This is a genomic window from Acidovorax sp. GW835-FHT14B10 (genome assembly GCF_058793725.1).
Genome location: NZ_JBXAGC010000001.1, coordinates 325,205 through 349,048 on the forward strand (window position 1 = coordinate 325,205; position 23,844 = coordinate 349,048).

Annotated in this window: 23 protein-coding genes and 2 pseudogenes; 5 read left to right on the forward strand and 20 right to left on the reverse strand. The window is 66.2% G+C overall.

What is annotated here, in order from left to right:
• Window positions 1-23 precede the first annotated feature (23 nt).
• From bioB to AC1Q5S_RS01480, 5 genes and pseudogenes are all read left to right on the forward strand, one after another.
• Window positions 24-1,031: a biotin synthase BioB gene (bioB, locus tag AC1Q5S_RS01460; RefSeq protein ID WP_082753111.1), complete on the forward strand. Its 1,008-nt coding sequence runs from the start codon at window positions 24-26 to the stop codon at window positions 1,029-1,031.
• 25 nt (window positions 1,032-1,056) lie between these two features.
• Window positions 1,057-1,443 carry an aspartate 1-decarboxylase gene (panD, locus tag AC1Q5S_RS01465; RefSeq protein WP_060983955.1) on the forward strand — a complete coding sequence of 129 codons (387 nt, stop codon included), beginning with the start codon at window positions 1,057-1,059 and terminating at the stop codon, window positions 1,441-1,443.
• A gap of 197 nt (window positions 1,444-1,640) precedes the next feature.
• A pseudogene (locus tag AC1Q5S_RS01470) lies at window positions 1,641-2,279 on the forward strand (IS3 family transposase); the annotation flags it as partial.
• Between the two features lie 300 nt (window positions 2,280-2,579).
• The gene (locus AC1Q5S_RS01475) at window positions 2,580-3,362 is read left to right on the forward strand and encodes a site-specific integrase (protein WP_243721573.1); all 783 of its coding nucleotides are present in this window, start codon (window positions 2,580-2,582) and stop codon (window positions 3,360-3,362) included.
• A 101-nt stretch (window positions 3,363-3,463) separates the two neighbouring features.
• Window positions 3,464-3,799 carry a hypothetical protein gene (locus tag AC1Q5S_RS01480; protein WP_060983956.1) on the forward strand — a complete coding sequence of 112 codons (336 nt, stop codon included), beginning with the start codon at window positions 3,464-3,466 and terminating at the stop codon, window positions 3,797-3,799.
• A 12-nt stretch (window positions 3,800-3,811) separates the two neighbouring features.
• Here the strand turns inward: AC1Q5S_RS01480 and AC1Q5S_RS01485 are convergent.
• The 20 genes and pseudogenes from AC1Q5S_RS01485 to AC1Q5S_RS01580 all read right to left on the reverse strand — a co-directional run.
• A pseudogene (locus tag AC1Q5S_RS01485) lies at window positions 3,812-4,310 on the reverse strand (IS4 family transposase); the annotation flags it as partial.
• A gap of 69 nt (window positions 4,311-4,379) precedes the next feature.
• Window positions 4,380-7,151, reverse strand: coding sequence for a conjugal transfer protein TraG N-terminal domain-containing protein (locus AC1Q5S_RS01490; RefSeq protein ID WP_060983963.1), 2,772 nt, complete (start codon window positions 7,149-7,151; stop codon window positions 4,380-4,382).
• A 21-nt stretch (window positions 7,152-7,172) separates the two neighbouring features.
• Window positions 7,173-8,621: a conjugal transfer protein TraH gene (locus AC1Q5S_RS01495; RefSeq protein ID WP_060983957.1), complete on the reverse strand. Its 1,449-nt coding sequence runs from the start codon at window positions 8,619-8,621 to the stop codon at window positions 7,173-7,175.
• Window positions 8,622-8,630: 9 nt separating this feature from the next.
• Window positions 8,631-9,506, reverse strand: coding sequence for a conjugal transfer protein TraF (gene traF / locus AC1Q5S_RS01500; protein WP_066787231.1), 876 nt, complete (start codon window positions 9,504-9,506; stop codon window positions 8,631-8,633).
• 10 nt (window positions 9,507-9,516) lie between these two features.
• Window positions 9,517-9,906 carry a hypothetical protein gene (locus tag AC1Q5S_RS01505; protein WP_060983797.1) on the reverse strand — a complete coding sequence of 130 codons (390 nt, stop codon included), beginning with the start codon at window positions 9,904-9,906 and terminating at the stop codon, window positions 9,517-9,519.
• Window positions 9,903-12,320, reverse strand: coding sequence for a type-F conjugative transfer system mating-pair stabilization protein TraN (traN, locus tag AC1Q5S_RS01510; RefSeq protein ID WP_060983796.1), 2,418 nt, complete (start codon window positions 12,318-12,320; stop codon window positions 9,903-9,905). The genes AC1Q5S_RS01505 and traN overlap by 4 nt, the downstream gene beginning before the upstream one ends.
• A 9-nt stretch (window positions 12,321-12,329) precedes the next feature.
• Window positions 12,330-13,094, reverse strand: a complete 765-nt coding sequence (gene trbC / locus AC1Q5S_RS01515) for a type-F conjugative transfer system pilin assembly protein TrbC (RefSeq protein WP_060983795.1) — start codon at window positions 13,092-13,094, stop codon at window positions 12,330-12,332.
• Window positions 13,081-14,106, reverse strand: coding sequence for a conjugal transfer pilus assembly protein TraU (traU, locus tag AC1Q5S_RS01520; protein ID WP_060983794.1), 1,026 nt, complete (start codon window positions 14,104-14,106; stop codon window positions 13,081-13,083). Before traU ends, trbC begins: the two co-directional genes overlap by 14 nt.
• On the reverse strand, window positions 14,103-14,738 hold the full coding sequence (gene traW / locus AC1Q5S_RS01525; RefSeq protein ID WP_060983793.1) for a type-F conjugative transfer system protein TraW: 636 nt from the start codon (window positions 14,736-14,738) through the stop codon (window positions 14,103-14,105). Before traW ends, traU begins: the two co-directional genes overlap by 4 nt.
• On the reverse strand, window positions 14,735-15,118 hold the full coding sequence (locus AC1Q5S_RS01530; RefSeq protein ID WP_060983792.1) for a hypothetical protein: 384 nt from the start codon (window positions 15,116-15,118) through the stop codon (window positions 14,735-14,737). Before AC1Q5S_RS01530 ends, traW begins: the two co-directional genes overlap by 4 nt.
• Window positions 15,119-15,129: 11 nt before the next feature.
• Window positions 15,130-15,723, reverse strand: a complete 594-nt coding sequence (gene traF / locus AC1Q5S_RS01535; protein ID WP_060983791.1) for a conjugative transfer signal peptidase TraF — start codon at window positions 15,721-15,723, stop codon at window positions 15,130-15,132.
• A complete protein-coding gene (locus AC1Q5S_RS01540; protein ID WP_060983790.1) occupies window positions 15,720-16,076 on the reverse strand; it encodes a hypothetical protein in 357 nt (118 codons plus the stop codon). The genes traF (AC1Q5S_RS01535) and AC1Q5S_RS01540 overlap by 4 nt, the downstream gene beginning before the upstream one ends.
• Window positions 16,073-18,655: a type IV secretion system protein TraC gene (traC, locus tag AC1Q5S_RS01545; protein WP_060983789.1), complete on the reverse strand. Its 2,583-nt coding sequence runs from the start codon at window positions 18,653-18,655 to the stop codon at window positions 16,073-16,075. Before traC ends, AC1Q5S_RS01540 begins: the two co-directional genes overlap by 4 nt.
• A 7-nt stretch (window positions 18,656-18,662) precedes the next feature.
• Entirely contained in the window at window positions 18,663-19,328 is a 666-nt protein-coding gene (locus AC1Q5S_RS01550) for a TraV family lipoprotein (protein WP_067512335.1), read from the reverse strand.
• Window positions 19,325-20,155 (reverse strand): DsbC family protein, encoded by an 831-nt coding sequence (locus tag AC1Q5S_RS01555; RefSeq protein WP_060983788.1) that lies wholly within the window; start codon window positions 20,153-20,155, stop codon window positions 19,325-19,327. The genes AC1Q5S_RS01550 and AC1Q5S_RS01555 overlap by 4 nt, the downstream gene beginning before the upstream one ends.
• Window positions 20,139-21,575 (reverse strand): TraB/TrbI/VirB10 family type IV secretion system protein, encoded by a 1,437-nt coding sequence (locus tag AC1Q5S_RS01560; RefSeq protein WP_060983787.1) that lies wholly within the window; start codon window positions 21,573-21,575, stop codon window positions 20,139-20,141. Before AC1Q5S_RS01560 ends, AC1Q5S_RS01555 begins: the two co-directional genes overlap by 17 nt.
• Window positions 21,572-22,480, reverse strand: coding sequence for a type-F conjugative transfer system secretin TraK (locus AC1Q5S_RS01565; RefSeq protein ID WP_243721572.1), 909 nt, complete (start codon window positions 22,478-22,480; stop codon window positions 21,572-21,574). The genes AC1Q5S_RS01560 and AC1Q5S_RS01565 overlap by 4 nt, the downstream gene beginning before the upstream one ends.
• A gap of 85 nt (window positions 22,481-22,565) precedes the next feature.
• Window positions 22,566-23,132, reverse strand: coding sequence for a type IV conjugative transfer system protein TraE (gene traE / locus AC1Q5S_RS01570; protein ID WP_060983786.1), 567 nt, complete (start codon window positions 23,130-23,132; stop codon window positions 22,566-22,568).
• Window positions 23,133-23,146: 14 nt separating this feature from the next.
• Window positions 23,147-23,446, reverse strand: a complete 300-nt coding sequence (traL, locus tag AC1Q5S_RS01575) for a type IV conjugative transfer system protein TraL (protein WP_011804814.1) — start codon at window positions 23,444-23,446, stop codon at window positions 23,147-23,149.
• Between the two features lie 31 nt (window positions 23,447-23,477).
• Entirely contained in the window at window positions 23,478-23,840 is a 363-nt protein-coding gene (locus tag AC1Q5S_RS01580; protein WP_060983785.1) for a hypothetical protein, read from the reverse strand.
• Between the last annotated feature and the right edge of the window lie 4 nt (window positions 23,841-23,844).

Genomic DNA, 23,844 nt, shown 5'->3' on the forward strand with positions numbered 1-23,844 from the left:
TCCACCTGCACAAAACGACCACCATGAACACCTTCGAGACGCCCGCCCAGCCGATCCAATTCACCCGCCGCCTTGCGGCCCCTGCGCTCGATGCTGCCGAGGCCCCCTGGCCGGCGGCCGAGGTACTGGCGCTGTTAGAGCTGCCGTTCAACGACCTGTTATTCCGGGCCCAGCAGGTGCACCGTGAGCATTTCGACCCCAACGAAGTCCAGTTGTCGACGTTGCTGTCGATCAAGACCGGTGGCTGCCCGGAAGACTGCGCGTATTGTCCGCAATCGGTCCACTACGACACCGGAGTCGAGGCGGGCAAGTTGCTCGACGCCGCAGCCGTCTCCGAGGCCGCCCAGGCGGCACGCGAGGAGGGGGCCAGCCGATTCTGCATGGGCGCCGCCTGGCGTGCGCCGAAGGATCGCGACATCGAGAAGGTTGCCGAGCTGGTGCGGGTCGTGAAGTCGCATGGACTGGAGGCCTGCTGCACGCTCGGCATGCTGAGCAACACGCAGGCGCGCACGCTCAAGGACGCTGGGCTCGACTACTACAACCACAACCTCGACACCGCGCCCGAAGCCTACGGCCGGATCATCACCACGCGCGATTATCAGGACCGGATCGACACGCTCGGCTATGTGCGAGAAGCCGGCATTCACGTGTGCAGTGGTGGCATCGTCGGCATGGGGGAATCGCGGCGCGAGCGCGCAGGGCTGATCGCTCAGCTCGCCAATCTCGATCCATACCCTGAGTCGGTGCCGATCAACAACCTTGTGCAGGTGGAAGGCACACCGCTGCACGGCATCGATGCGCTCGAGCCGTTCGAGTTCGTGCGCACCATCGCTGCGGCGCGGATCACGATGCCGAATGCGCGGGTACGCCTGTCCGCCGGACGCCAGCAGATGGGCGAGGCGGTGCAGGCGCTGTGCTTCCTGGCCGGTGCCAACTCGATCTTCTACGGCGACAAGTTGCTCACTACGGGCAACCCTGACTGGGCCAGTGACCGACGCCTGTTCGACACGCTGGGGCTGGTGGCGCGCTGAACTTTATTGCATTGAAGGTGAAACCATGTACCGTACCTTGCTCAAGTCCAAGATACACCGCGCGACGGTGACCGCGTGTGAGCTGCATTACGAAGGCTCCTGCGCGATCGACGAAGATTTGCTGGACGCCGCCGATCTGCGGGAGAACGAGCAAGTCCACATCTGGAACATCGCCAATGGCGAGAGGTTCATCACCTATGCGATTCGTGCCGAACGTGGCAGCGGAACAATTTCGCTCAACGGCTCGGCCGCGCGCCGCGCAGCTGTGGGCGATCTGGTCATCATTGCCGCATTCGGGCTGGTAGCAGAGACCGATCTCGACAGCGTCCAGCCCCGTCTGGTCTTTATGGATGCCGACAACCGTATACGCGAACTGAGGACGACGATTCCGGTCCAGGGCGCAAAGAACTGAGAGATCGAGCGCTTTTTCGCCTGTAGTTTGAGCAGGTACGAGATCCACCAAAAAATGCGGGGGAGACACGCTTACTGCAGAAGCCCGTACAGTCGGGCAATCCGGACTGCAGTGCGTCTGTCCAGTACATCACGTGACCTTGCCCCTGAAAAGTGGAGTTCTTGGCCTTGTTGAAAATACCGACAAGGAGTCAAGAGATGACAGCAAAGCAGGTGCGTGCGCAGTACACGCAGGAATTCAAACTGGAGGCGATGCGTCAGGTGCGCGCGGGCCAGGCCATTGCGGTGGTGGCCAAGGTGCTGGGCATTCCCAAGGCCAGTTTAGGCAACTGGGTGAGGTTGGCGGCCAAGGGTCCATTGAGTGGCGCCGGTGATGCTGACAAGGCCGCGCGGGTCTCGCCCGAGCAGATGGAGATAGCGCGCTTGCGCGCTGAGGTTGCCCGGCTTCGCATGGAGCGTGACATCGCAAAAAAAAGCCGCGGCGTACTTCGCGCAGGACACGCTGCGAGGTACGCCTGGATTCACCAAATGAGGCGCCAGTACCCGGTGAGCATCTCGTGTGGCGTGCTGGAGGTCAGCGCCAGCGGCTACTTCAACTGGCTGATCCGCCCACAACAAGACCTGGCTGGCAGACCCGGCGGGCGTCACAGCGACGAGGCTGTGCTGGCCCACATCCGCGCCATCCATGTCCAGGTCAAGGGCGAATACGGCTGGCCACGCATGCACAAGGAACTGCTGGCCCGAGGCATCCGTGTGGGCAAAGACCGAGTTCGCAAACTCATGCAGCAGCACGGCATCAAGGCCAGGACGAAACGCAAGTTCGTCGTGACCACCGACTGCGATCAGCCTGAAGAAGGATGGCAAGCCCATGCCCCTCGTCGGCAAGTACGTGGTGGTCTAAAGGTTAATCGAGGGGCAGTGGAGGCGGCGTTCAGGGCTGGCGCATAGCGGGCGCAGCTGCCCCGCCGACCCTTCCACCTCAGCATGCGTCTGAATAGCTGCATCGAAGGAAGGCATGTAATGGGGTGAAAGCTCCTGTAGTGGCTGCGGAACGTCAGCGGCCGATGTCGAAAGCAACAACAGGTCCGTTGCGTGGTGACGCTCCGCGGAACCGGTCGCCGAAGGAGCTCTTGTTCCATGACTGCAAGCACAGCGGTGCCAAATGAGCCGGCACGAGACGGAGGACGCGACCTTTCGCCCGTCTCAAACGATGAGGGCAGCGCATTTGAAGGCTTTGAGCCGGATGAGGGGGCGATCGAGTCCGCGCTGGAGGTCAGGCGTATCCTGAGCGTTACCGAGATCTCCCTCGGGGCGAAGCTCATCATGGCACACAGTCATCAGCCAACCGAGGACCTGGCGCTTTACTACATCCTGTTTGCGATAGGTGCGCGGCCACTGGAGATTGCTCGCCTGGAGGTGCAGGATTACCTTGAGGCGTCAGGCGACGTTAGTCGGATCTCCTTCATACGGCCGGAGGTCGCCATCAACGGCAGGACTCGTCCCCTGTATTTCCTGAGTGCCCGCCTGGACGAGGTGATGGCGGATTACCTCGGGAACAGGGGCAGGCGCGGCGACAGGATCGGTGGTGACTCGTACTATCGCGGACTCGACCCGCGATGCCCCCTGTTCCTCTCGCCCAGCGGCCAAGGCTTCGCGATCACGTCGTACGAGGAAAAGGGGCAGCGACGCTTCCTCTGCAGGGGAATCCAGGAGGCTTACCGCAAGCTGTTACGCTACGCCGGATTCTCCGGCCTCACGGCGCTAGCCGCGCGGCAGACGCTAGCGGACCGCCTGTACTCACGCGGTGCCGACGAGGCGCAAGTCGGGCTGTTACTGGGCATCGCGGACCGCAGCGCCGTCCGAGAGCGATTTCCTCGTCGGCAGCCGACCCTGGAAGAGCTCACGAAGGACTTGATCTAGCACTCGGTGCGGCTCCCGTAGCACCACGGCGACTCGGGCACGCACAGAATCACGTTCGCTAAACGGCTTGACTTGCAGCGGCATGGTGCTAGGGTATTTCGATGCGAAAAGCTGTCTTCCTCTTCTTCCTGCTGCTGGGCATCGGTCTCGGCTACCTGTCAGCACGCCATGACGACTGGGGCCTGCGGGTTGGGATGATGGCCATGGGAGCGCTGTTCGGCGGGGCGATCGGAGGCGGGCTGTCGCAGATCGGCAAGCAGCGCCACAAGCTTCGGCCTGTTCCGACAGAAGAAGAACTCAATCCGATCTCCGGAATGGGTACCTCCAGTCGCGATCTGGCGGCGAATTATTGGCGTGACGAGGGGCATCCGCAGTTCATGAAGCCACCGCACCCTGAGTACGGCAATCGTATGCTCGATGCCGACAAAAACCTCTAGCAGGCACCCCTTTCAAGGTCTTGCCCCCGCGGCCTGCTTGAGGACACGAGCTGTGGACAACTGCTTGCGAGCCACAGCGCCAGCGACGTACCCCCCTTGGCTTTTCCTTCTTGGGGCCGCGCTTCACACTACCCGGGCTGACGTTGCCCGCCAGGCGCAGCAGGTACTGCACAACATCCCCCGCTGGCGCTTCTGACCACGGCCGCCACACCTCTGAGGGCAGCGCAATCAGCATGCCCTGATAGATAGTCACTGGCTACATGTACGCCCAGGTGGTAGGTCGAGACATTCAGATCGGGGGCTCGCTCGCTGTGCGCCTGCTCCACGCAGTGCTTGAGCAGCGCCAGCACTGCCACAGCAAACCCCAGCAGTACCGCGCGCGGGTGGCCCAAGCTCCGGATCTCGCTTTGCAGCACACCGATTCGAGCCGTCCGGACAGGCCCTCGATGCGCCAGCGTTTGCGGTACAGCTGCGCGATGGTGGCCGCGTCAATGCACGCTGGCAGATTGGAGCGTTCTGCCGCGTCGGTCATCTCCGAACGAAACCGCTGTTTTGGTTTTTCAACAGCCTGCTATCGCTTCTATTTCTTCAGGGCATCCTTGATAGCCTGCTTGGCGTCCTCGACGATGGGTGCGGCGTCTCCCTTCACCTGATTGACGGATTGCTTCATCAAGGAACGTTCGGATGCCAACGTTCCATCCGGTGTTTTGGTGATCTGCGCTTTGCGCTCGAAGGTGGCCTGATCCGCAGAGGAGCTTGCACGAATACGCAGGCCCTCTGCCTGGACATCGCTGCGCATGGCTGACGGGGATTCACCCGGAGACCCGGGCCTGGGCCCACCGCCAGAGCCGCTCACGCTGCCCTGGTTGGCGCGGTGCTGGCCTCCAAGATCCTGATCCAACGACGGACTGCTCGAGTCTTGCAGGTGCTGCGCGGAAAGGTCTCCAAAGGCGGACGGTACTGCAATACCGTCCGAGAACACGCGGTTGGGCTGCAGCGACTGCCTGGCCAGCTCCGCTTCCATCAGCACGCGCGCCGACGCGCTGTTGCCACCATACTGCTCGGCGTAGCGGGTGAACATCGCGAGATTATAGGGATCCTGGGCGATATCGATCGAGATGGTTTCGCCGCGCTCATAGGCCGTCGAGACGCGCTCAGCAAAGGCGCTCCGCTCGTTCAAGCTGGCGTCGGCGCGCTCTATCCGCGCAGTGGTCGATGTCAGCCGGGCAGACAGATCCAAGGCTTCGCGGCTGTCGCTGGTGACCATGCTGATGAAGCTCTTGTCCCTAGATACCCGGTCGCCGAACTGCTTGAACTCGGCCAGTTGCTCGCTGTTTATGGAGGTCAATACCTTTTGCTCTGCGGCAGAAAGCCCAGTCAAATAGCTCTTGTCGCCAGATGCGTTTGCTCCTAGCCCCGCAATGGGTGTATTGATTCCCACTTGACCCGTGGCGCCCAAGGCAATTCGTGCTACCTGAGATTGCGTGAGCCCCGTCGTATCAGCCACACTCTTGCTGATCTGGTCCAGACGGTTGACCGTTTCGCCAAACTGCTCGAAGCCGCTCGATGTGGTGCCGGTGCTGTTGCGCGATGAGTGCAGCTTGGCGATGCCCTTGGAAAATGCCTCTGCCAGAATCGCCGAGCGCTCGCTGCTGGCAGCCACCGCCTCGCTGCGCGCAGCATCCACCTGCCGGCTTGCATCCTGCACGTCCTGCTCAGACACCCGCATCGACACCACCCGCGACGCAAAGCCCTGGTTGCGCAGCAGGTTCACGGCCGTGCGCCCCGTCAGCGCATTGCCGGTAAAGGTGTTGCCGCTCAGGTCGTTCTGCCAACTGCCCATGAAGGCCGAGGTTCGGTTCGGCGCGAGCTGCATCTGGTCCATGGAGACATTGCCCAGCGCGGTATTGCCCACGGTGGACGCCGCCGTCGAGCCAGAGAGCATGGCCTGCAGGCCCGACAGCCCACCCACGAGGGCCGTGCCAAAGTTCTCCATGCGTTTGAGCGCGGCCCAGGCGATGAAAGGGATGCTGATGGCAAGATACCCGACGATAGCCTCTCCCGACAGCGCCCGGGAGTAGATCACCGAGGCGGTCTGCAGGGCCAGGGCCTTGCCGCCGGTACCCAGGTCGGCGGCGGCCGCCAGGTCGTAGGCGGCATAGATCGAGGCCATGTAGTTCAGGATCGCATAGAGCGGAGGCCATAGCTGGATCCAGATCAGGATGGCCGCATAGCCCTTGAAGGCCAGCATGGTATCGCGGCCGCTGGTCAACAATAGCAAGAGCACGAACAGCGGGAAGAGGGCGTATGTCACCGCCTCGATCACATTGCGGAACACCGGCAGCGCCTGTTCGGCCACCTTGCCGTAGTTCAGCCACGAGGCATTCATCTGGGCCACGGCCTGGGCGCGTCCCACGGCCAGCACCATGGCCGCCGGGTCATTGACCTTCTGTCCCACGATCTTGCCTGTGTCCTCCAGTGCATTGAGCATGGCGTTCTGGCGGATGATGTCGGCGGTGGTCGCCGAGGCATTGGCGATGCCGTTCTTCAGATAGGCCTGCTGGATTTGGCCAGCTACGGTCGCAGCAGCAGCCGTGCCCGGCAACGTCGGGTTCAGCTGGAAGGCCAGCCGCCCCTGGATGCGCTGCAGTTGCGCCGGCAACCGCCCGTTCAGGTTCCGGTACACATTTGGGCAGGTATCCACTCCTACGGTGCCGCCGGCTCCCGTCAAGGTACTGAACCGGGCCGGATTGGGCGAGCTCATCAGCGGCCAGACGTCGTCCGACGCAGAATACGCCGCCGGATCCAGCGTGCCGTCGACCAGGTCGTAGGTCGTGCAGTTGTGGATGAAGTTCACCAGGTCGGTCCTGAACCCCGGGTCCTGGAACACCACATTGCCGGTCTCGCGGATCAACCGGTTGCCGAACATCAGGCCGTTGCGTTGGTAAGACAGCTCAATTGGCAGCGCGCCGGCGCCGGGGATCGCCTGGAAGGCCGTCTCGAACAGGCCGGTCAGCGTATGGCCGATGTTGCTGGTGAGGCTCCCCAGCAGCGTCACGCCGAAGGGCACGTTGTCCACCACCTTGACCGCAGAGCCACCGGTCTTGTCGACCACCCCCACGGTTACCTTGGGCACGATCAGGATGCTGAAAATCAACATCACCGAGCCCAGCCACTTCCACCCCTGCAGCTTCTCCGGGGCAAAAGCGTAAGCGATCAGGGCCGCGACGAAGCCGCAAAAGGCGACGGCTGCGACGGCCGAGGCATAGTCGCTGGAGGCATGGATGGCCGCGGCCGCGTTGAACACGCCGAACAGGCTGTCGGCATTCTGGTAAGCGTAGATCTCCCACATGGCCGAGCCCATCCATCGGTGTCAGCGCGACAGGTAGGCCGCCTGCTGGCCCAGCATGTCCACCACGTGCTGCGGCATGCTGGAGCGCAGTTGCCGTTCCAATTGCTCCAGGTGGCTGGCTACGGCCCGGAATGAGCCGACCTTCTGGTACAGCAGGTTCTTCTCCTGCGAGATCTGCAGCAGCATGGCCTGCGCGCGTTGCCGTACCTGGTTGGCCTGGTCGCGCTGGGTCTGCTGCAGCGTGTAGTCCTTGGACAGCGCCGCCATGCCCAGGCGCAGGTTGCGTTCGAGGAAGACGTACGCATAGTCGGCCGCGATCACGTCGCGGTACTGGCCGATCAGGCTGTCGGCCAGGCCTGAACCCGGGATGCTGGTGCCCACCGAGAGCATCTTGTAGACGGGTTCGGTGGTCTGGTTCACGAAGCCCACTTCCGCCGAGTTGTTGGGAATCGGCGTGCGCGTCGCGATCTTGTCCGCGATCGAGCGCATCATGGTTTCGACCTTCGCCGTGAACGGGACGTGGCTGTAGTTGGTGTTGAGTGAGACCACGTCGCAGTTCGTGTAGTCGTTGCAGCGCAGCAGGTGCTGGACGACGTTCGTACCGGAGCCTGCGGCCTGGCCGTAGAGCAACTGGCTGATGGAAGTCAACGTGGGGGCGATGGGCTCCGGATCGCGCTTCGATTCCTCGGGGTAGTAGATGATGGTGCCGACCATGCTCATGATGAGCTCGCGCTCAGCGTCGTCCAGATAGGTGCCGGTGTACTGCAGTGCTTTCCAGGTGAGGTTGCCGACGAACGGCGCCTTGTTGCGCACATTGGCATCGGCCGACGAGCGCGCCGACGACAGGATGTTGGGCCGGTCGGTGCCGCAGCGTTTGCGCGCAGAGTCCCGGTCGCTCTCCAGGCCCATGTCGATCGCGAGATCGGCGCAGGTCTCCTGCGAGCTGTAGCCCACGGCCTCGGCTGCCGTACTGACGATGGCTTTCGCCGTTTCGCAGGAATTGATACGGGCGTTGTTGATCCAGGTCTCCAGACCCTTGGCCCATTTGGTGAGTCCGCCGAGCAGCGGCGAGACCGCCTCCAGCGCGAGCTGGAAGGCGATCCCCGGCAAAGCCGCGGTGATGTTCCGCAGCATGTTCTTGAACTCCTGCGCGGAGATGTGGCTGAAGCTGCCGCCGAACACGTCGATACCGCCGCAGCCGGCCTTCGCGCTTGGGAACTGGATGGCCGCGAGCTGGTACACCTTGTTCGGCGATCGCATCATCAGGTTGCCGCCGGTGTAGGTGTTGTAGGTCTGACCGCGAAACGCACCCGGCGCGGTGTAGTTGCCGATGGCGCCGAGGTTGTTGAACATGTCGTTGACCTCGCTGTTGAGATCGGCGCGACTGGGTGTCGCGGTGCACAGAAGCGATAGGGCGATGGCCGCAGCGGTGGCCTTGCGCGCATGAACGGTGCAGGAACGGATGGGCATGGAGACCTCCTACGGAAGAGCCAGGCGCTGGGTGGCGCTCGGCAGCATGGCCTCGCCGTTGGGCGATGAGACGGTGGCGATCCGCTCGAGCAATTGCGATTCGGACAGCACGCCGAAGCCGATCGGGCTGATCTTTCCGGTATAGGGCTGGGCCAGGAAGACGGCCGGCACCTGGGTCACCTTCAAGGCGGTGGCAATGCCGTTGTCGGGGCGCGCCCTCGGGAATCCCGGCATCGGACCTCCGTCCACGCTCACGGCCACTACCTGGATGCCATGACGGGATTCGAAGGCCTGCAGGGTTGGCGCGAACGCGTGGCAGTAGGGGCAGTCGCTGCGGTAGAAGAAGAACAGCACATGGTCGCGGCCCAGTGATTCAACGGAGGTGGAGCGGCTTGCGCGCTGCTGCTGATCGAAGACCTCCAGCGCCTGGGCATTGACCGGACGACCTTGCAGGGTAGGGTCGAGCTCCGGCGTGGCCCACGCCACGCGCTGCGCCACGTCCGCGAAATAGGAGGCCCGGTTCACCACCTGCATCTCCAGCTGCATGTAGCGCCGCACATTGCCCTCGGTCGGCCGCATGATCGCGATGTTGCGCAGGTTCTCCAGGGTCTTCTGCAGGCGCTCGAACTCCACCAGCTCAGGCGGGCGCGGTGGCGCGGTGGGCTGGGACGGGATGGCCAGCGCGGGCCGGGCGGTGGGCACGAGTTCTTCCTGGGGGGGATCCTCGTAGAAGTGCCAGCCGCGCCAGCCGTCGGACCAGTAGGGGCGGTGGGATTCACCCAGGGGCGTCGGCGGAGCAACGCCCTGCGCAGAGGCAATGCCGACCACCATGGTGGCCCCAGAGAGCACGGCGGTGGCCAGGATCGAAGGCAGACGTGCGTACATGGAGATCCCCTCAGAGCAGCGACTTGGGCGGAAGGCCCGTGGCGCAGTAGTTGATGCCGAACTCGATCGTCTGCTTGCGTGGCGCCTTGGCCTCGGGCAGGCGCACGCCTTCCTGCCAGAAGAGCACCTTCAGCCGGCTGCAGCCTGGCTCGCGGTAGCGCCGCTCGGTGGAGACGTCGATGTAGATCGGCGACGTCGCCTCGAAACGCTTTGTGATGGCGTCCGCGATTTCTCCAGCCAAGACACCATGGGCCGTGCCGTCGGCGGATTGCAACGCGGCCAGCATGACGGGGCGAGCGTCGGGAACGGGAGTGCGCACCGGCTCGGCGTGTGCCGCTGCGCAAAGCAGGCACATGGATGCCGATGCAGCGGCAGCGACGATGCGTGCGCGGATGTTCATTGGCATCTCCCTTCCGCGTAATAGCAGTTGCTCGCGCGGCCAGCGTTGCCGCCCTGGATTGCGCCGACGTTGGGCAGCTTGGGCACGATGGAGGCGTAGAACTCGGTCAGGTCCATGCGCGAGAAGTCCAGCGCCTGCAACTGGGCGATCGTGAAGCCCGAGCAGTCCGGCATCTCTGCCGTGCCCCACCATTTCATGATTTGGAGCCGGCCCTGCTCGTTGATGATCCGGGCCAGTACCGAGTTGAAGCAGCACTTCGTGGTCGTGTGCTCGATGCAGGACACGCACTTGCCCAGGATCCGCAGGCAGGAAGAGCAGTAGGTGCCGACCGTGTGGCACAGCTTCGCGCCTTCCTTCATGGCAAGCTTTCCCTCATCCTCGTTGCAGGACATCATCGACATCACGATGTAGATGACGACCGCGATCACCAGGCTCCAGGGGTCGAAGGCAATGACCAAGCTCTCGCCGGAATAGAGGACCGCCGACCCTGCCGGCAGGGCCGTGCCGTTGACCGCTACGGTGACGCCATAGCTCGTGAAGCTGCCGGAGAACCCTCCGCCGGTCAGCAGAGCCGAAAGCCCCTGGTAGACGAACTCGCGGTTGCCGGCGTTCATGAGCGTGTCGTAGACCAGGCGTGAGCCGACGCCGTAGACGCTCTGGTTGCTCATGCCCGAGCCGGCCGAGTCGGCGTAGCAGCAGTTCTTGAGCAGGCGGTCGCGGCAGCTGTTGGCCTCTCCCTTAAAGACCTGCAGGTTGTCGGTGTCGAGGTAGACACCAGCTTGGCGCCCGGCTTCCAGGAAGGACATGGACCGGGCGAAGTCGGCATCGTTCGTGTAGGCCGTGTTGAAGCAGTTGCCCGCGATGCAGAAGACGTTGGCTGGGCAGTTGCTGGCCGCCACCGTCGAGCCCGGCGCCACCGGGCAGGTGTAGCGGTTCTCGGTGATCTCGCACGCGCCGGTGGCCGGGTTGGTCTGCCTGCAGCTGGTGCCCGCCGGTGTGCAGCCGGCTGCAGCCAGCGGCGCGCATTCGTCGGTGGGTGCGCCGTACTGGCACGACATCGCGGTCTCGTAGCGCCAGCAAGCCCGTGTGACCGGCGCGCCGTCGATCTGCCGGGTCGCCGGCCCGTCCACGCAGCGCGCCGCACCGGAAATCGAGCAACGACCGTCGCCCTGGAGGTTGGGACATTGATCGTCCCACTGGTCCGATTCCGTGACCGTGGTGTGCGGCCGCTCATAGGCTAGCGTCATTTGCGGGATCGGGCCGTAGGCCGGGTTCAACTGGAATCCAACGACGGGGCGGCTCGATTGCACCGTCCAGTAGCTGCCCGAGACCGCGCCCGTGTCGTCGGAGCCGGGGTAGTCCGAGGGCCCCTGCGTCGGCGCGTAGCAGGTTGCCTTGTCCAGGTAGGTCGTCTGGCCGGAGCCGCCGTCACCGCCGCCACCGGTGGTGTACGCGATGTGGTCGCCGCTTTGCGTTCCGGCGGGGCAGGCGGCGTAGACCTCCAGGAAGGGCCGCTCGGTGGTGCAGGTCATATCACCAGCGTCCCCGCCGCTGCCGGTGCAGATCTGCCGGTACTGCTGCGTGATGAAGCCGATCAGGCGGCAGTCGTCGCCGTTGCATCGGTTGTTGGCGACCCAGACACCGTTGGCGCCGCCGCCCCACCAGTTGCCACCTGGCACTTGAGCGACCATCTGCGGGAACACGTACGCGGCGCTCATGTTCACATCGAAGAAGGCCAGCGGCACGCCGTTGCTCGTGACCCGGAAATGCTGGGCCGAGGCCGGCAGATCCGGTTTGCACTGCACGGCCAGCGCGATTCTTCCCGAGGCCGCCTGGGCGAACCAATCGCCAGGCGAGCAGCTGCTCGTGCGCGAGATCGACACCGACAGGGTGCGCGCGCAGGATTGCGCCGTGGCGCCGCTGTACTGACGGCACACGCGGGTCTCCGTTGCCGGCGTGGCCACGGTATCGACCTGGCAGCCGCTGTAGTAGCTCGCGATGTCCTCCAACTGCGTCGACGGGTTGGCCGCGATGCGCCGGGCGCCCAGCACGGCTGGGTCGTAGGGCGAGACCGGCTCTCGCGGCGTGTTGGCTGAAGCCCGGGCGCCCAGCAGCGCCTGGCACACGGGGTCGTTGGGCGTGAGCGCGCAGGCGGCGAGCTGGGCACTGGTCTGGCCTGAGAGATTGGGCTGGCCGTAGTAGAGGCGCTCGGGCGGTGCCGCCGTGTAGCCCGGCACCACGGACGTAGCGCTGGGCGTCGTGATCGTTTCCCGGGCCACCGGGTTGGCCGCCTGCCCTGCGGCCGTACCTTCCTCGTGCGGGCCGGCCACGGCCGCCGTTTGTGTCGCAAGGAAGCTGGCCAGCGTGAAGCCGACGACGATCTGGCGCAGCAGCAGTGCAAGAGCGGTAGGCATGCAGGTCTCCTAGTTCCGCAACCGTGCGAGGAACGGGGCCGCATCGGCGCGGAAGGCAGGGGCGGCGCGCTGCATATGCTCGAGGGCGTAGTCCAGGCTCACGTCTCCGGCCGTGCGCAAGAAGGCCTCGGGCGGCGCGCAACTGCCGGAGGCGCAGGAGACTGGCCGGGTGCCGTCGCGCACCAGCACGAAGCTGGGCACCCGCACGATCGCGAAGCGGTCGAAGGCCTGCGGGTCGATCTGCACCGCGACCTGGCGTTGGCCGATCAGTGGCTGCACCTGGGCCACGGTCTGGCGCAGCGAACCGTTGGCCAGGCCGCGCAGGATGACTGAGGCCCGCGCGCGAGCAGCTTGGTCGATCAGGCGTTGCAGGGTAGACCGGGGCATCGCGAGGCTGACGAAGATGAACAGGCCGGGACCTTTTGCCAGGCCCTGGGCGGCTTCCATCGCGTCCGCCTGCGATGCATAGCCGCGCGCCAGCGCTTCGAGGTCGATCGGCGTGCGCGTCACGGGCTGCGGTAGGGCGTCGATGGAAGGGGCAATGGTCGCGGGGGCGCTCGCCGGGATGTCCATCGGGGGCAAACTGTGCTTGCGCCGCGCCTGTTCGATGTCCTGCTCGGTGACCGTGGGCTGGGCGCGGCGCGCTCGCTCGATATCGGCCTCGGTGATCGCTGAGCCGGCGGCCCAGACCGCTGGCAGCGCGCCCGCGGCCAGCAGGCAGGTGAGCGCGCGCCGCAGGAGGCTGGGGAGGTGGGAGCGGTCAGTAGCCGACACAGCAGTTCCTTTTCCTGAACAACATGAAGGCGAAGTCCTCGCCGCGCACCGGGTACTCCTTCCCGGCGCCCCAGGTCACGGTCGTGCGGCCGAAGGGCTGGCAGCACTTCCCGGCTTCCTTCGCGGTGTTCGGGATGGGATGGGTGAGCTGGGTCTTGTAGGCGGTCTTGTCCATGACCGGCGCGAAGTAGGGCCCGCACAGGCCGGCCTGGCCGTGCCAGGCCCACGCGATCAGCTCGCGGTGCATCTTGGCCGTCAGCCGCTGAGCCATCAGGGCCGCGGTGCGCACGCCGCCCATGTGGTACGGGACATGGCCGTTCATCGGGTACAGGCCGCCCTGGCAACCAGCGCACCAGAACATCTCCCGGATCCCGAAGCCCACCGAGGCGGCCACGCAGTCGGCGGCGCACGCGGCGATCGCCACCGGATTGGCGAACAGCGCCGCGTCCGGATTGATGATCAGGGTGAGTTCGTCGTCGGCCCACAGCGGATCGACCTCGGTCAGGTAGGCCAGGTCGAACGAGCCCCTCTCCAGGCACGGGAAATCGGTCACCACCTCCAGGTAATAGAGGACCGGGTTCACGTAGAAGTGGGCCTGGTAGAAGCTCCCGCCATCGCCATCCCCCTCAGGGCGGGTGAAGCGCGCCGCCTCGGGCGCCGGGATGCCGGGATCGAGGTCGATGCCGCCCAGGGACGCCAGGCAGAAGGGCTTGCGCACGGCCTCGACGTGGCGCGCGGGCTCCCAGAATCCGATCGACAGGCCGATGATGGGATTCACGCCGCAGGTGCACAGCGGGCTCGAGGGGTTGTCGATGTCCTCCTGGTCGCCGAAGTTGCCAATGCGCGCGCCGCCGATGCTCAGCGGCAGGATGCAGCTCCAGCAGATGTCCGTAATCGGATTCGGAAACTTGCCCGTGCAGGTGGCCGCGCCCGCAGCGCCTGCCGCCGTTGCCGTGGCCAGGAGCAGCACGGCCAGCAACGTTGACGCCAGCGCGCGGAGGATGCGGGTCATCGCGGCACCTCCATCTCGTCGATGCGCAGCCGCTTGCCCTCCTGTGAGACCAGGGCCGGCACTTGCGCGATGCCGAGCCGGCGCGTCAGCAGTCCCTGCTGGTCGTAGTAGACCGGGGTGCGCCAGGACTGCATCAGGTCCAGGTAAGAGCCGCCCGTGAGGATCGGCTTGACCTTGCCCTGGTAACGCGCCATCAGGTCGCGCGCCTGGCGGACCTGGCGGCTGTCGCGGGCGTCGAAGAACAGCAGATGCCGCGACAGTGACACCACGTCCAACGGATTGGCCTTGGTCCCGGCGGCGAACATCAATTCACCCTTTTCACCCAGGATGTTGCGGTCCAGCGTGTAGGTCGGGTCGAAGTAGAAGGTGCGGGGCTTGGCCGTGGTCTGCACACCCGCAACAGGCACCGGGCTGCGCACTGCCTCCGTGCCGCGGGCGCGTGCATCCTGCTCGATCCGGGCCAACTCGCCGCTGCGTTCCTTCTCGCGCAGGCGCTGCTCGATCATCTGCAGCAGATGCGGCTCGGCGATCTCGTAGGTGGGGCCGAGGGTGCCGAGGTCGGTGGCGTGCGAGGCAGCGCTGGAACAGGCAAGCACAACGAACGCGAGGGCAAGGCGGGCTTGGGGGTTCATTGCGTTCCTCCGCGTGGACAGGGAAGCTGGGCGACGAGCCGGTCTCGAGCGGCGGTGTCCTTCTGGTGGGCGGCGCGGATCAGCCCCATCAGGGCGGGATTGCCTTCGCCCTCGGACACTGCATGCCGCAGCTCGGCCGTGGTCAGCGTGCGGCCGCAGCGCAGCTGCAGGGCGCCGAGGTAGGTGCGTGCGCCGTTTTCCACGGCTGGCGCGATCTGCTTGAGCAGGCCCAGGTAGTCCGCGAGGGGCATGTCGCCCGAGGCGTCCTGGCTGGGCGTCGCGGACAACGGCCCGAACGCCGGGCTGGTCTGCGCGAGCGAAATGCCAGCGGCTAACGCCTGGCCCAACAGGAACGCGACGAGGGTGGAAACTCTGAACATGATCCGGCTCCTCAGAAGATCGGCACCACGATGCCCACCACCTGTTCGGCACGCACCAGGCCGCTTTCGGCGTACCGCGAGTCGAAGCTGTGGGGGCCCATGCCCTGGACGTAAAAATGCCCGGGTGGAATCACCGTCGGCGCGATGGGTGCCAGCGGATGTCCGTCGAAAGCCCGGACCTTGGCCAGGCCCACGGCCTCGCCGTTGACGAAGACCGCGCGCTCCGACACCGTGACGACGTCGCCAGGCACTCCCCGCACCCGCTTGAAGAAGGGTTGTCCGCGCAGGCCGGGGTAATGGGCCTGGGCCTCGCCTGCAAACGCGAAGACGATGAGGTCGCCGCGCTGTACTGCCGGGTGCTGGTACTGCATCAGCGCCAGGCGGTAGGGCAGGCTGGGCGTCCAGTTGACCAACAGGGGCAGACGCGGCGTCGGGTCGATGAAGAGCCGCACATAGGCAAAGCCCCAGATCGCGAACACCGGCAGGTAAAGGTACCAGCGTCGGCGCATATGGCGCAGAAAGTCCAGCAGGGCATTGGCACGTCGCCGCGACCAGCTTTGAGGTTGGGTGTCCAGTGCATCGAGGGAATCCAGGTGTGCGGTCATGGCAGATCCACCTTGCGGCGCAGGGTCGCGGTCAGGTCCAGCCCATGGGGCGTGCCAGCGATCGCGCTCTTGATGACGACCAGGCACCCGCATTCCTGGGGCAGCTCGTCCAGCGCCGCGGGCAGGCGCTGCGAAAAGTTGCGCGCCAGCGCGAGCGCCCGCTCGCGGTCCGCGTCGCTGCCGGGCTGGGTCAGCAGGCGGGTGAACTCGGCTTCCTTGGCGCGGTAGACCTCGGACAGGTCGACCACGCCGACCACCAATGCCGGGCGCAGCACCCAGCGGTCATAGGCCGTGATGCCAAGCGCGACCAGCAACGCCGAGACCACAGCGTTGAGCAGCAGCAGCCGGGTCATAGCGCATGCCCCCGCTGCCGCAGCAGTTCGGCAATCGCCTCGTCGATCGACAAGCCTTGGGCGCGCAGCGCATCGATGGGCGCGTTGTCCTCCAGCTTGTTCGAGAACAGCAGGTGCGTGGCCGGGTCCAAGATGTTGCGTGCCACGCCTTCGCCCACGGGCGAGGAGATGTACAGCTCAGAGAATGCCCCGGCTTCGGTGCGTAGCGAATTGAGCAGCCGTTTCTTGGGCTCGTCCATGGCCAGGCGCCCTTTGCGGTCCAGCATCTCGATGGATTCGGGTTTCTGGCGCAGCAGGAACACCCAGTCCGAGCAGTTGAAGGCGGCCTCCATCTGCGCACTGCCGTAGTAGTCGTCAGCGCTCTGGGTGGCGGTGCCCAGGGCGCCGCCGTACTTGCGAGCCCGTCGGGCGGCTTCCTCGACCACGGCAGCCTTGACCGGGTCGTCGGCACCGATGTCGCCGAGCTGCTGCTTGAGCTCGTCGATGAACAGTACCTTGCGCCGGTTGCGCGTCAGGTACATCTCGCCAGTGATCTGGTGCAGCAGCAGGATGTTGACCACCGCGTGCAGGTCGGGCCGGCGCTTGAGCTCTTCGTTCTCGATGACGATGAAGTCGTTCGAGAAGTCCACATTGGCCCGGCCCTCGAAGAAGCGCTCGTACTGCCCACCCCTGGCATACGGGTTGAGCATGATGGCCAAGTCCTTGATGCGCTGGTCATTGACGGCACCGAGTTCCTCCAGCGTGCCGGTCTTGAAGGCATCGCGCAGCCCGGTGACCGTGAGATCCTGGCCGTACTGGCGCCACAGCTTGAGGATCATGGCCGAGATGGCCTTGTACTGGACCTCATTCAGCGCATGCTGCATCGAGCACATCTTGCTGATGCCCGGCACCAGCATGTCGATATCCTCGTTGATGTCGTGCACGATGGTGAACGGGTTCAGGCAGATATCAACGTCCGGCCGGAACTCGATATAGGTGCCCTGGGCTTTGCGGCACAGCTTCTCGAAGCTGCGACCCAGGTCCAACATCCAGACCTTGGCGCCGATGGCCCGGTACGACCACGCCAGCTCGTTCATCAGCACGGACTTGCCCGAGCCGGGTGCGCCGATGATCGCGAAGTTGTAGTTGCCGAGGTCGTTGTCGAACAGGTCCAGCGTCATGACCTGCCCGCGCCGGCCACCGAACACCAAGGCCGGGTTGCGCGTGCCGCGCCACTCGGCGATCAGCGGCGCCATGTGGATGGCGTTGGCCATGGTCTTGCGCGTGACGCGGCGCATCTTGGCCAGGTCCTTGTGGAACCTCGGGGTCAGCGTCATCGGCAGGCTGGCCAGCAGCGCCTGGCGGTGCATGTAAGCGTCGGCGTTGAGCTGGAAACCCCGGGCCCGCCAGATGGCATTTGCAGCCTCGTGCGCCGAGGCGGCCTTGCCCGGCGACGTGAAGATGGCTAGCTGGTGGTACAGGCTCACCAGGCTGCCGCCGGTGTCGATCGCGTTGGCCGCGGCAGACCAGTCGTCGAGCTTCTTCCGGACATCCGGCATCACGTCGGCCATCTTGGACTTGGCGTTCTGCGTGGCGCGCACGTGGTTGGCCGTGATGATGGACTTGGTGGCGTTCGGGTCCAGCACGTGCACGCCCAGCGTGATGAGGAACGGTGCGCTGTACTGCAGCGCTGGCTGCATCAGGTCGCCGATCAGCGAGCCCATCTGCCACAGGGCAAAGCGATCGGGGAAACTCTTGATCGAATAAAAACGTGCCTCCAGCACCTCGGCGCTGGTTTCCTTCCAAAGCGTGATTCCCGAAGGGTGCGGATCCTGGATGGTGTCGAAGTCCACGATCTGGTCGCGGATCTCGCGGCCGTCGTCGTAGCGCAGCCGGTGGTCATCGTCGTAGTTCAGGTCCTCGGCATCCGAATGCGCGATGCGGTCCGGGTTGGTGAATAGCGCGCACCAGTTGATCAGGTCGGCCGCGTCGCAGACCCGGTTTGGCAGCATGGCCGAGCGCAGCGTGGCCGCCATCGAGTCGCGAAGGGCCAGCAGCGCGTCGCGCCGGTTCAGATCCTCGGCGCTCCCCGGAAACGTCACGCTCAGCATCAGCCGAAAGTCCCGCAGCGTGTAGTGGAACCCTGCGGTCAGCGAATCCTGGGTGCCGTGCAGCAGGTGGTTGACCCGCTGGCGGGCCAGCTTGCGGAACAGGTTCTCGTTGGGGACGGGGCGGCCCCACTCGCGGGCTTTCTCGGCCTGGTCCTCGTCCTCGACGCGCAGGTTGGTGTACTGGCGCAACTGGTGGCGGATGTGGGGCGAGGCAAACAGGTGGAATTGCAGTCCGGTGCCCGGTGGGCAGTTGGCGTAGAGCGAGACCAGCACCTCGGCCATGCGCTCGTCAGCGCCCGACTGCGGCATGACTTCGAGCATGAAGCCCATGCCGTCGCGGTTCACGAAGATCTTTTCATGGGCGAGGTAGGCCGAATACGGTAGCCAGTTGGCAAACTGCTCGGCCGGCGTGTCCGCGGGGGCGCCAAAGTGCAGCAGCGGTGCGGCGCGACCGCCGCTGGGTTGTGTGTCCGTGGAGGAAAACTGCATGGCGGCCTCACTGCGGACGGGCCCCCAGGCCGGCCGGCGGACGGGCGAGCGAGGGGAAGGCACTGAATGGGGCGGGGCGCTGAACGGCGCCCTCGGCAGGGGCGGCGCTGTCAGACTCGGACGGGGTGAACCCGGCAACTGCCGGCGCGCCACTGGACAGTGTGGCGGGTGCAACTGCTGGCGGCGGGCGTAGCGGGGCGTACTGGTCGCGAATGCGCTGGCGCACATGGTCGATCTGCCAGCGGCCTGCATCCACCTGGACATAGACATAGCCCTGGTCCCAGAGATCGCCGTCGGCGTCTTCCCAAGGCCTGGTCCACAGACGCAGCACGCGGGCCTGGGAGCGCAGTGCCAGGGGCGGAGCGCCATCCGCGCTGCCGTCGGCGATGCTGCGCGGCGCACCGGCCATCGGCTGGCGCACCGGCGGTGATGCGATAGTTTCCGCTGCAGTGCCCTGTGGGGCGCCGCGGGAGGCCGACGTCTGTTGGCCGGGCAGGTTGTTGTGCAGGGCGTTGGTGTAGGTGCCGGATACCGAGTCGCAGGCCACGCCTTCCGGCGCGGTGCATGAATATTTGGAGCTGCCGCTCAGGCCCGACATGTTCATGCAGCCGGCCAGCGGCAGCAGCAGGGCGGCAGAGGCCCTGCGCGCGATCCATGCGATGCGCGCGCTCATGGCCGCTTCTCCGTCTTGACCGGCTGGGCCACGGCCACCTTGCCGACCTCCGCGAACCTGGCTTCCAGCACAGAGCGCCCGACATAGCCGTCGGTGCGGCTGCCGTCCCCCCAGATCATGGTCGGCGTGCCCTGTACGCGGAGCCGGCGCGCCAGCTCAAGGTTGCGCGCGATCGGGTGCTCGCACTGCGCGCCGGGCTGCAGCAGGCTGGCATCGGCCTGCAGCATCCATTGGCGCCAGGCGCGCTCGCGGTCGGCGGCGCACCAGATGGCGACCGGCCGGGCCTCGCCCTGGAATGGGACGAGGAAGGTGTAGATGGTGACGTTGTCCAGGCCGGCGAGCTCCGGTTCGAGCTGCTTGCAGTAGACGCAGTTCGGGTCGCTGAACACCGCGAGCTTGCGCTGGCCGTTGCCGCGCACCGTCTTGATCGCATCGGCCAGCGGCAACTGATCGACTGGCACCGGCGCGGCGGAGACGGCTTCCGCCTGCGCCCGCGCATCCTGGCCCCCGCGCTGCGCGATCCTCGGGCCCGTGATGTCACGCATGACCTGGGTGTCGAACAGCCGCCCGAACACGAAATACCGTGGATTCGCCGACGCGACATAGGCGACGTTGGCGTTCATCCAGACCTCGTAGAGGCCCGAGACTTCGGTGCGCGACACCTCGGTGAACTCGGTGCCCGGATGGGCTTTGCGCAGCGCGGCGAGCAGCCGGGTCTCGTCGGGAGACGCGGCCTGGGCGGTCGCCGCCGCAGCCGCCAGCACACCGCAGAGCACTGTCGAAGCGAAGCGGTGACTCCGGCGCGCGGATTCAGTAGTTGCCATCATCGGTGGTCTCCAGGTAGCGGGTTTCGGGGGAAGCGGTGCGGCGCTGGCCGCGCTCGGCAAGGGAATGGGAGGACGCGGTCATCGGCACGTCGATGCGCACGCCCTTGGTGATCACGACGTCGATCTGGCGGCCGGCGTCCACCTCGATGACCGGGAACGTGTTCTCGGCCAGCTTGATGTAGTACTGGGCGAGTCGGTCCAGTGCTTTGCCGACGCCGCTGCCCAGGCCGGCTCGGTAGGCATCGGCATTGCTGTCGGTGCTGGCCATGGTCCCGAGCGGCGAGCTGCTGTAGGTGGTATTGGCGGTGGACAAGCCCTGGCCGATGCCGCTGACCACGCCAGCCAGCAGCGCGTTGGCCAGCATCTGGCCTTGCTTGGTGACCAGCCTCCCGCGCATGCCGACCTTGCCGTCCTCGCCGTAGACCGAACCCTGGATGCGCACTTCCAGCGTGGCACCGTCGGCGCGCACGCAGGACAGGTTCTCGGTGCGCAGGTAGGCGCGCTCGGAGCTGATGTCGCCATAGCCCGCCGCGACCACAAAGCACTCGCGGTATTCGCCGCGGAACTGGTTGGGCAGCACGCTGTTGTCCGACAGGCGGATCAGCACCGGATGCGGGTTGGCCTGGGACTGCCCGCCCGTGGGCGCATCGAGGCCGCCCAGCAGAATGCCGCGCGTGAAGCTCACGGGCAGGAAGGTGGACACCGTCTTGGGTGCGTTCGATGCCTGGCCGCCTCCCTCGGCCCTGTGGGGGCCGTCGCCGCCGGTCGTGGTGGACGAGCGAGGGCGCTCAGTGAGCGTCACGCGGGAGATCACGGGCACTGGCGGGGTGGCTGCGGCCATGCCTTGGAACGTGGGCATGCCGGAGGGCATGGCGCCCGTGCCCGGGGCGGGCGGCGCTGGCGGCAGGCCGGCCGCAGGCGGCATGGTGGTCGGGGCTGCCGGTGCGGGCACTGGTGCCGGCGCTGGCGTGGGCGCGGGAGGAGGCGATGCGGCGGCCTGCTGGGTGCTGGTCAGCCGCTTTTCCAGTTCCGCGAAGCGCTGCAGGGTCTTGTTCTCGAAGGCCTCGCGGTCCTTGTTGACCCGGCTCTGTGCCTCGCGCTCGGTCTCGTACTGGGCCAGCTTGCGCCCCGCGGTGCCGACCCACTGGTCCACCGGATTGACCTGGCCCCCCGGCGGCATCACGCCGATGTTGGTGACGTCGCCGGGCTGGGTCTGTGCCGCGCGGCCGCCGTGCGGCTTGGCATCGCTTCCCGCGAAGCTGAAGATCATCCACAGCAGGCCGATCCCGCCGCCCAGGATGGTGGTCAGCAGCGCGTACTGGCGCTGGCGCGGCGACAGCCGCTCCAGCCAGCCGCGCACGGCATGGCTGGATGGCCGTCCGGTTCCGGACGGCCCCGAAGGCATGGAAGGAGTGCTCATCGTGAACCTCCTCGCCGGATCACATAGACGCTGGTGGTCTCGCCGGGCCGCAAGTTGTGGTGCTCGATCGCGATGCCGGTGATCTCCCCGCCGGAACGGCTGTCCGGACGGTCGAACTCCTGCTCGGCCAGCACCATGGGAGCCAGGCTCACGTTCTGCAGGGCGTACTTTTCGCCGACGTAGCCGCGGCCTTCGTAGCGGCGCATCAACGTGAAGCGCGCTTCCGCCCAGAGCTGGATGGGCTTGAAGGCTTCCTCGACGCGCACGTCGGCGGGCACCCGGTCCGAGGACATGGCCACCAGGAGGCCCTTCATCGCGCGCACATGGCTGGGTGCAGGGCCGGAGGGCGCCGCCTCGGGTGCGCCGGAACGCAGCGCCACGGGCGTCTTGTCCCGGATGACGATGGTGTCGGCCGGGGTGTCCGAACGGCGCAGCAGCAGCGTGTAGGTGGCCGTGCCCGACGACACGAACAGGTTGATCGGCCGCAGCGCATCGCCGACGGGCCGGATGTAGACCTCCCCCTTGTCGCGGTCGCATTCGACGATGACGTTCCCGGCCGGGTTGACCGAGGAGGAGGTGAGCGATGCCGGGCTGGCAAGGCCGGGCGTGCTTGACGGGGTGTTGGGTGCGGCAGAGATGGCCGGCGCGGCACCGCCGCAATGGCTGGAATGGATGTTGCCGAACACGTCGGTGATCGCCGCGCCCTCGATGCGGATGCGTGTGGGCTCCTTGAGGGAGACGATGGCCTCGACCGCCACCCCGTCGCTGGCCTCCACGACCTGCAGCGCGTGGGCGTGCAGGCCGAGGGACAGGGCGGTGACGGCGAGCACCTTGCGCGCGGCCGGCGGCAATCGGCGCCAGCGCTGGTGCGACGGATTGCTGCGGGAAGTGGGCGGCAAGGCCATGCGGCTTCCGGCTGATCCCTGCAGGGCCAAAGTGCGCGAGAGCGTGCGCGGGAAATACGCGGGCCAGGGCCGCGTGAGCGTGCTGTCACTTGACCGCATAGGGCACCTCCTTGAATCCGATGACGTGCATGCGAGCCGCGGCATGGCCGAACTCGATGCGGTAGGCCTTGAGGTCGTTGGCGGTCTCGTAGCCGTTGACCAGGGTGCGCAGCCGGCCGCGCACGACGAGCGACTGGGTGTCCTCGCTGGCGACGAGCTGCTGGGGCGCAAAGGCGGTCGCGGCGTTGATGCGCTTGAGCCGCTCGGCCTCGACCTCCTGACGCGTCTTGAGCGGGCCGTACTGGGCCGGGTCGACGTAGCCCAGCAGGATGTCCTTCTTCCAGTCGATCGTGGACGGCGTCACGTCCAGGATCAGCCAGGCGACGAAGCTGCCCATCTGCTCCAGGTACTCGCTGGAAGCCCGGTCGCTGGTGACCCAGAAGCTCTTGCTGATCGAGGGCGGCACGACCACGGTGCGCACCGTGCCCAGCAGGTTGATGATGATGGTGAGCGCGAGCAGCATGCCGACGGCCAGGGCGCCGACGGCGAGCCCCAGGCCCCGGTTGCGTCGGCGCATGTCCTTGAGGTCGCCTCTGAGCCGGTCGAAGTCCATGGTGCTTCTCCGGTTCAGCCGACCATGCGGCGGATGTGCGAGGGCGGCGTGGCGCGCATGGCAGTGGCGGGATTGACCGGCAGGTGCCAGTACAGCCAGTGCAGCGCGAAGGCCGGATGCTTGTCCGACTTCAGCCGCGCGATCCAGCGCGAGACGGCGATGCCGGCCGCCATGCAGACCGCGAACGCGGCCTTGCTGGCCGACAGGTAGCCGATGAAGAAGGCCAGGACGATGGGCGCGGCGACATCGACGTCCCAGAAGCCGATCTTCCACTGGTCGTCCAGGCGCCGCGGGATATAGGTGTCCGCTTGCATGTGGGCCTCCGGGATGGTGATGCGCCGGGGCTCAGACGACCGCGCCCATGATCGCGCCGGCAATCACGAGGCCGACGGCTGCGAAGATGGCCAGGCCCACATAGAACAGCACGGGTCCGAAATTGCGCAGCGCGGACAGCGAGATCAGCGCCACCACGAAGCCGACAAAACCCACGAGAGCCTTGATGCCCGGTCCCAGTTCGGCGATCTGCGTCAGGGCCGACGTGAGCGGGCCGGTGATGCCCGTGAAGGCGACGAGATCCAGCGCATGGCTCGGGAACGCCAGCGCCAGGCCGGCCAGGGCCAGCGTGACCAGACAGAGAAAACCGAGGACCCTGCGCGCGGGGGCGCGCCGCGAGGCTGTGGTGGGAGTGGACAGGATGGCAGTGCTCATGACG

Excerpts from the sequence above, each read along its gene's own strand:
- bioB (WP_082753111.1), top strand. The coding sequence starts at position 24 with ATGAACACCTTCGAGACGCCCGCCCAGCCGATCCAATTCACCCGCCGC.
- panD (WP_060983955.1), top strand. The coding sequence starts at position 1,057 with ATGTACCGTACCTTGCTCAAGTCCAAGATACACCGCGCGACGGTGACC.
- AC1Q5S_RS01475 (WP_243721573.1), top strand. The coding sequence starts at position 2,580 with ATGACTGCAAGCACAGCGGTGCCAAATGAGCCGGCACGAGACGGAGGA.
- AC1Q5S_RS01480 (WP_060983956.1), top strand. The coding sequence starts at position 3,464 with ATGCGAAAAGCTGTCTTCCTCTTCTTCCTGCTGCTGGGCATCGGTCTC.
- AC1Q5S_RS01490 (WP_060983963.1), bottom strand. The coding sequence starts at position 7,151 with ATGTGGGAGATCTACGCTTACCAGAATGCCGACAGCCTGTTCGGCGTG.
- AC1Q5S_RS01495 (WP_060983957.1), bottom strand. The coding sequence starts at position 8,621 with ATGCCCATCCGTTCCTGCACCGTTCATGCGCGCAAGGCCACCGCTGCG.
- traF (WP_066787231.1), bottom strand. The coding sequence starts at position 9,506 with ATGTACGCACGTCTGCCTTCGATCCTGGCCACCGCCGTGCTCTCTGGG.
- AC1Q5S_RS01505 (WP_060983797.1), bottom strand. The coding sequence starts at position 9,906 with ATGAACATCCGCGCACGCATCGTCGCTGCCGCTGCATCGGCATCCATG.
- traN (WP_060983796.1), bottom strand. The coding sequence starts at position 12,320 with ATGCCTACCGCTCTTGCACTGCTGCTGCGCCAGATCGTCGTCGGCTTC.
- traU (WP_060983794.1), bottom strand. The coding sequence starts at position 14,106 with ATGACCCGCATCCTCCGCGCGCTGGCGTCAACGTTGCTGGCCGTGCTG.
- traW (WP_060983793.1), bottom strand. The coding sequence starts at position 14,738 with ATGAACCCCCAAGCCCGCCTTGCCCTCGCGTTCGTTGTGCTTGCCTGT.
- AC1Q5S_RS01530 (WP_060983792.1), bottom strand. The coding sequence starts at position 15,118 with ATGTTCAGAGTTTCCACCCTCGTCGCGTTCCTGTTGGGCCAGGCGTTA.
- traF (WP_060983791.1), bottom strand. The coding sequence starts at position 15,723 with ATGACCGCACACCTGGATTCCCTCGATGCACTGGACACCCAACCTCAA.
- AC1Q5S_RS01540 (WP_060983790.1), bottom strand. The coding sequence starts at position 16,076 with ATGACCCGGCTGCTGCTGCTCAACGCTGTGGTCTCGGCGTTGCTGGTC.
- traC (WP_060983789.1), bottom strand. The coding sequence starts at position 18,655 with ATGCAGTTTTCCTCCACGGACACACAACCCAGCGGCGGTCGCGCCGCA.
- AC1Q5S_RS01550 (WP_067512335.1), bottom strand. The coding sequence starts at position 19,328 with ATGAGCGCGCGCATCGCATGGATCGCGCGCAGGGCCTCTGCCGCCCTG.
- AC1Q5S_RS01555 (WP_060983788.1), bottom strand. The coding sequence starts at position 20,155 with ATGATGGCAACTACTGAATCCGCGCGCCGGAGTCACCGCTTCGCTTCG.
- AC1Q5S_RS01560 (WP_060983787.1), bottom strand. The coding sequence starts at position 21,575 with ATGAGCACTCCTTCCATGCCTTCGGGGCCGTCCGGAACCGGACGGCCA.
- AC1Q5S_RS01565 (WP_243721572.1), bottom strand. The coding sequence starts at position 22,480 with ATGGCCTTGCCGCCCACTTCCCGCAGCAATCCGTCGCACCAGCGCTGG.
- traE (WP_060983786.1), bottom strand. The coding sequence starts at position 23,132 with ATGGACTTCGACCGGCTCAGAGGCGACCTCAAGGACATGCGCCGACGC.
- traL (WP_011804814.1), bottom strand. The coding sequence starts at position 23,446 with ATGCAAGCGGACACCTATATCCCGCGGCGCCTGGACGACCAGTGGAAG.
- AC1Q5S_RS01580 (WP_060983785.1), bottom strand. The coding sequence starts at position 23,840 with ATGAGCACTGCCATCCTGTCCACTCCCACCACAGCCTCGCGGCGCGCC.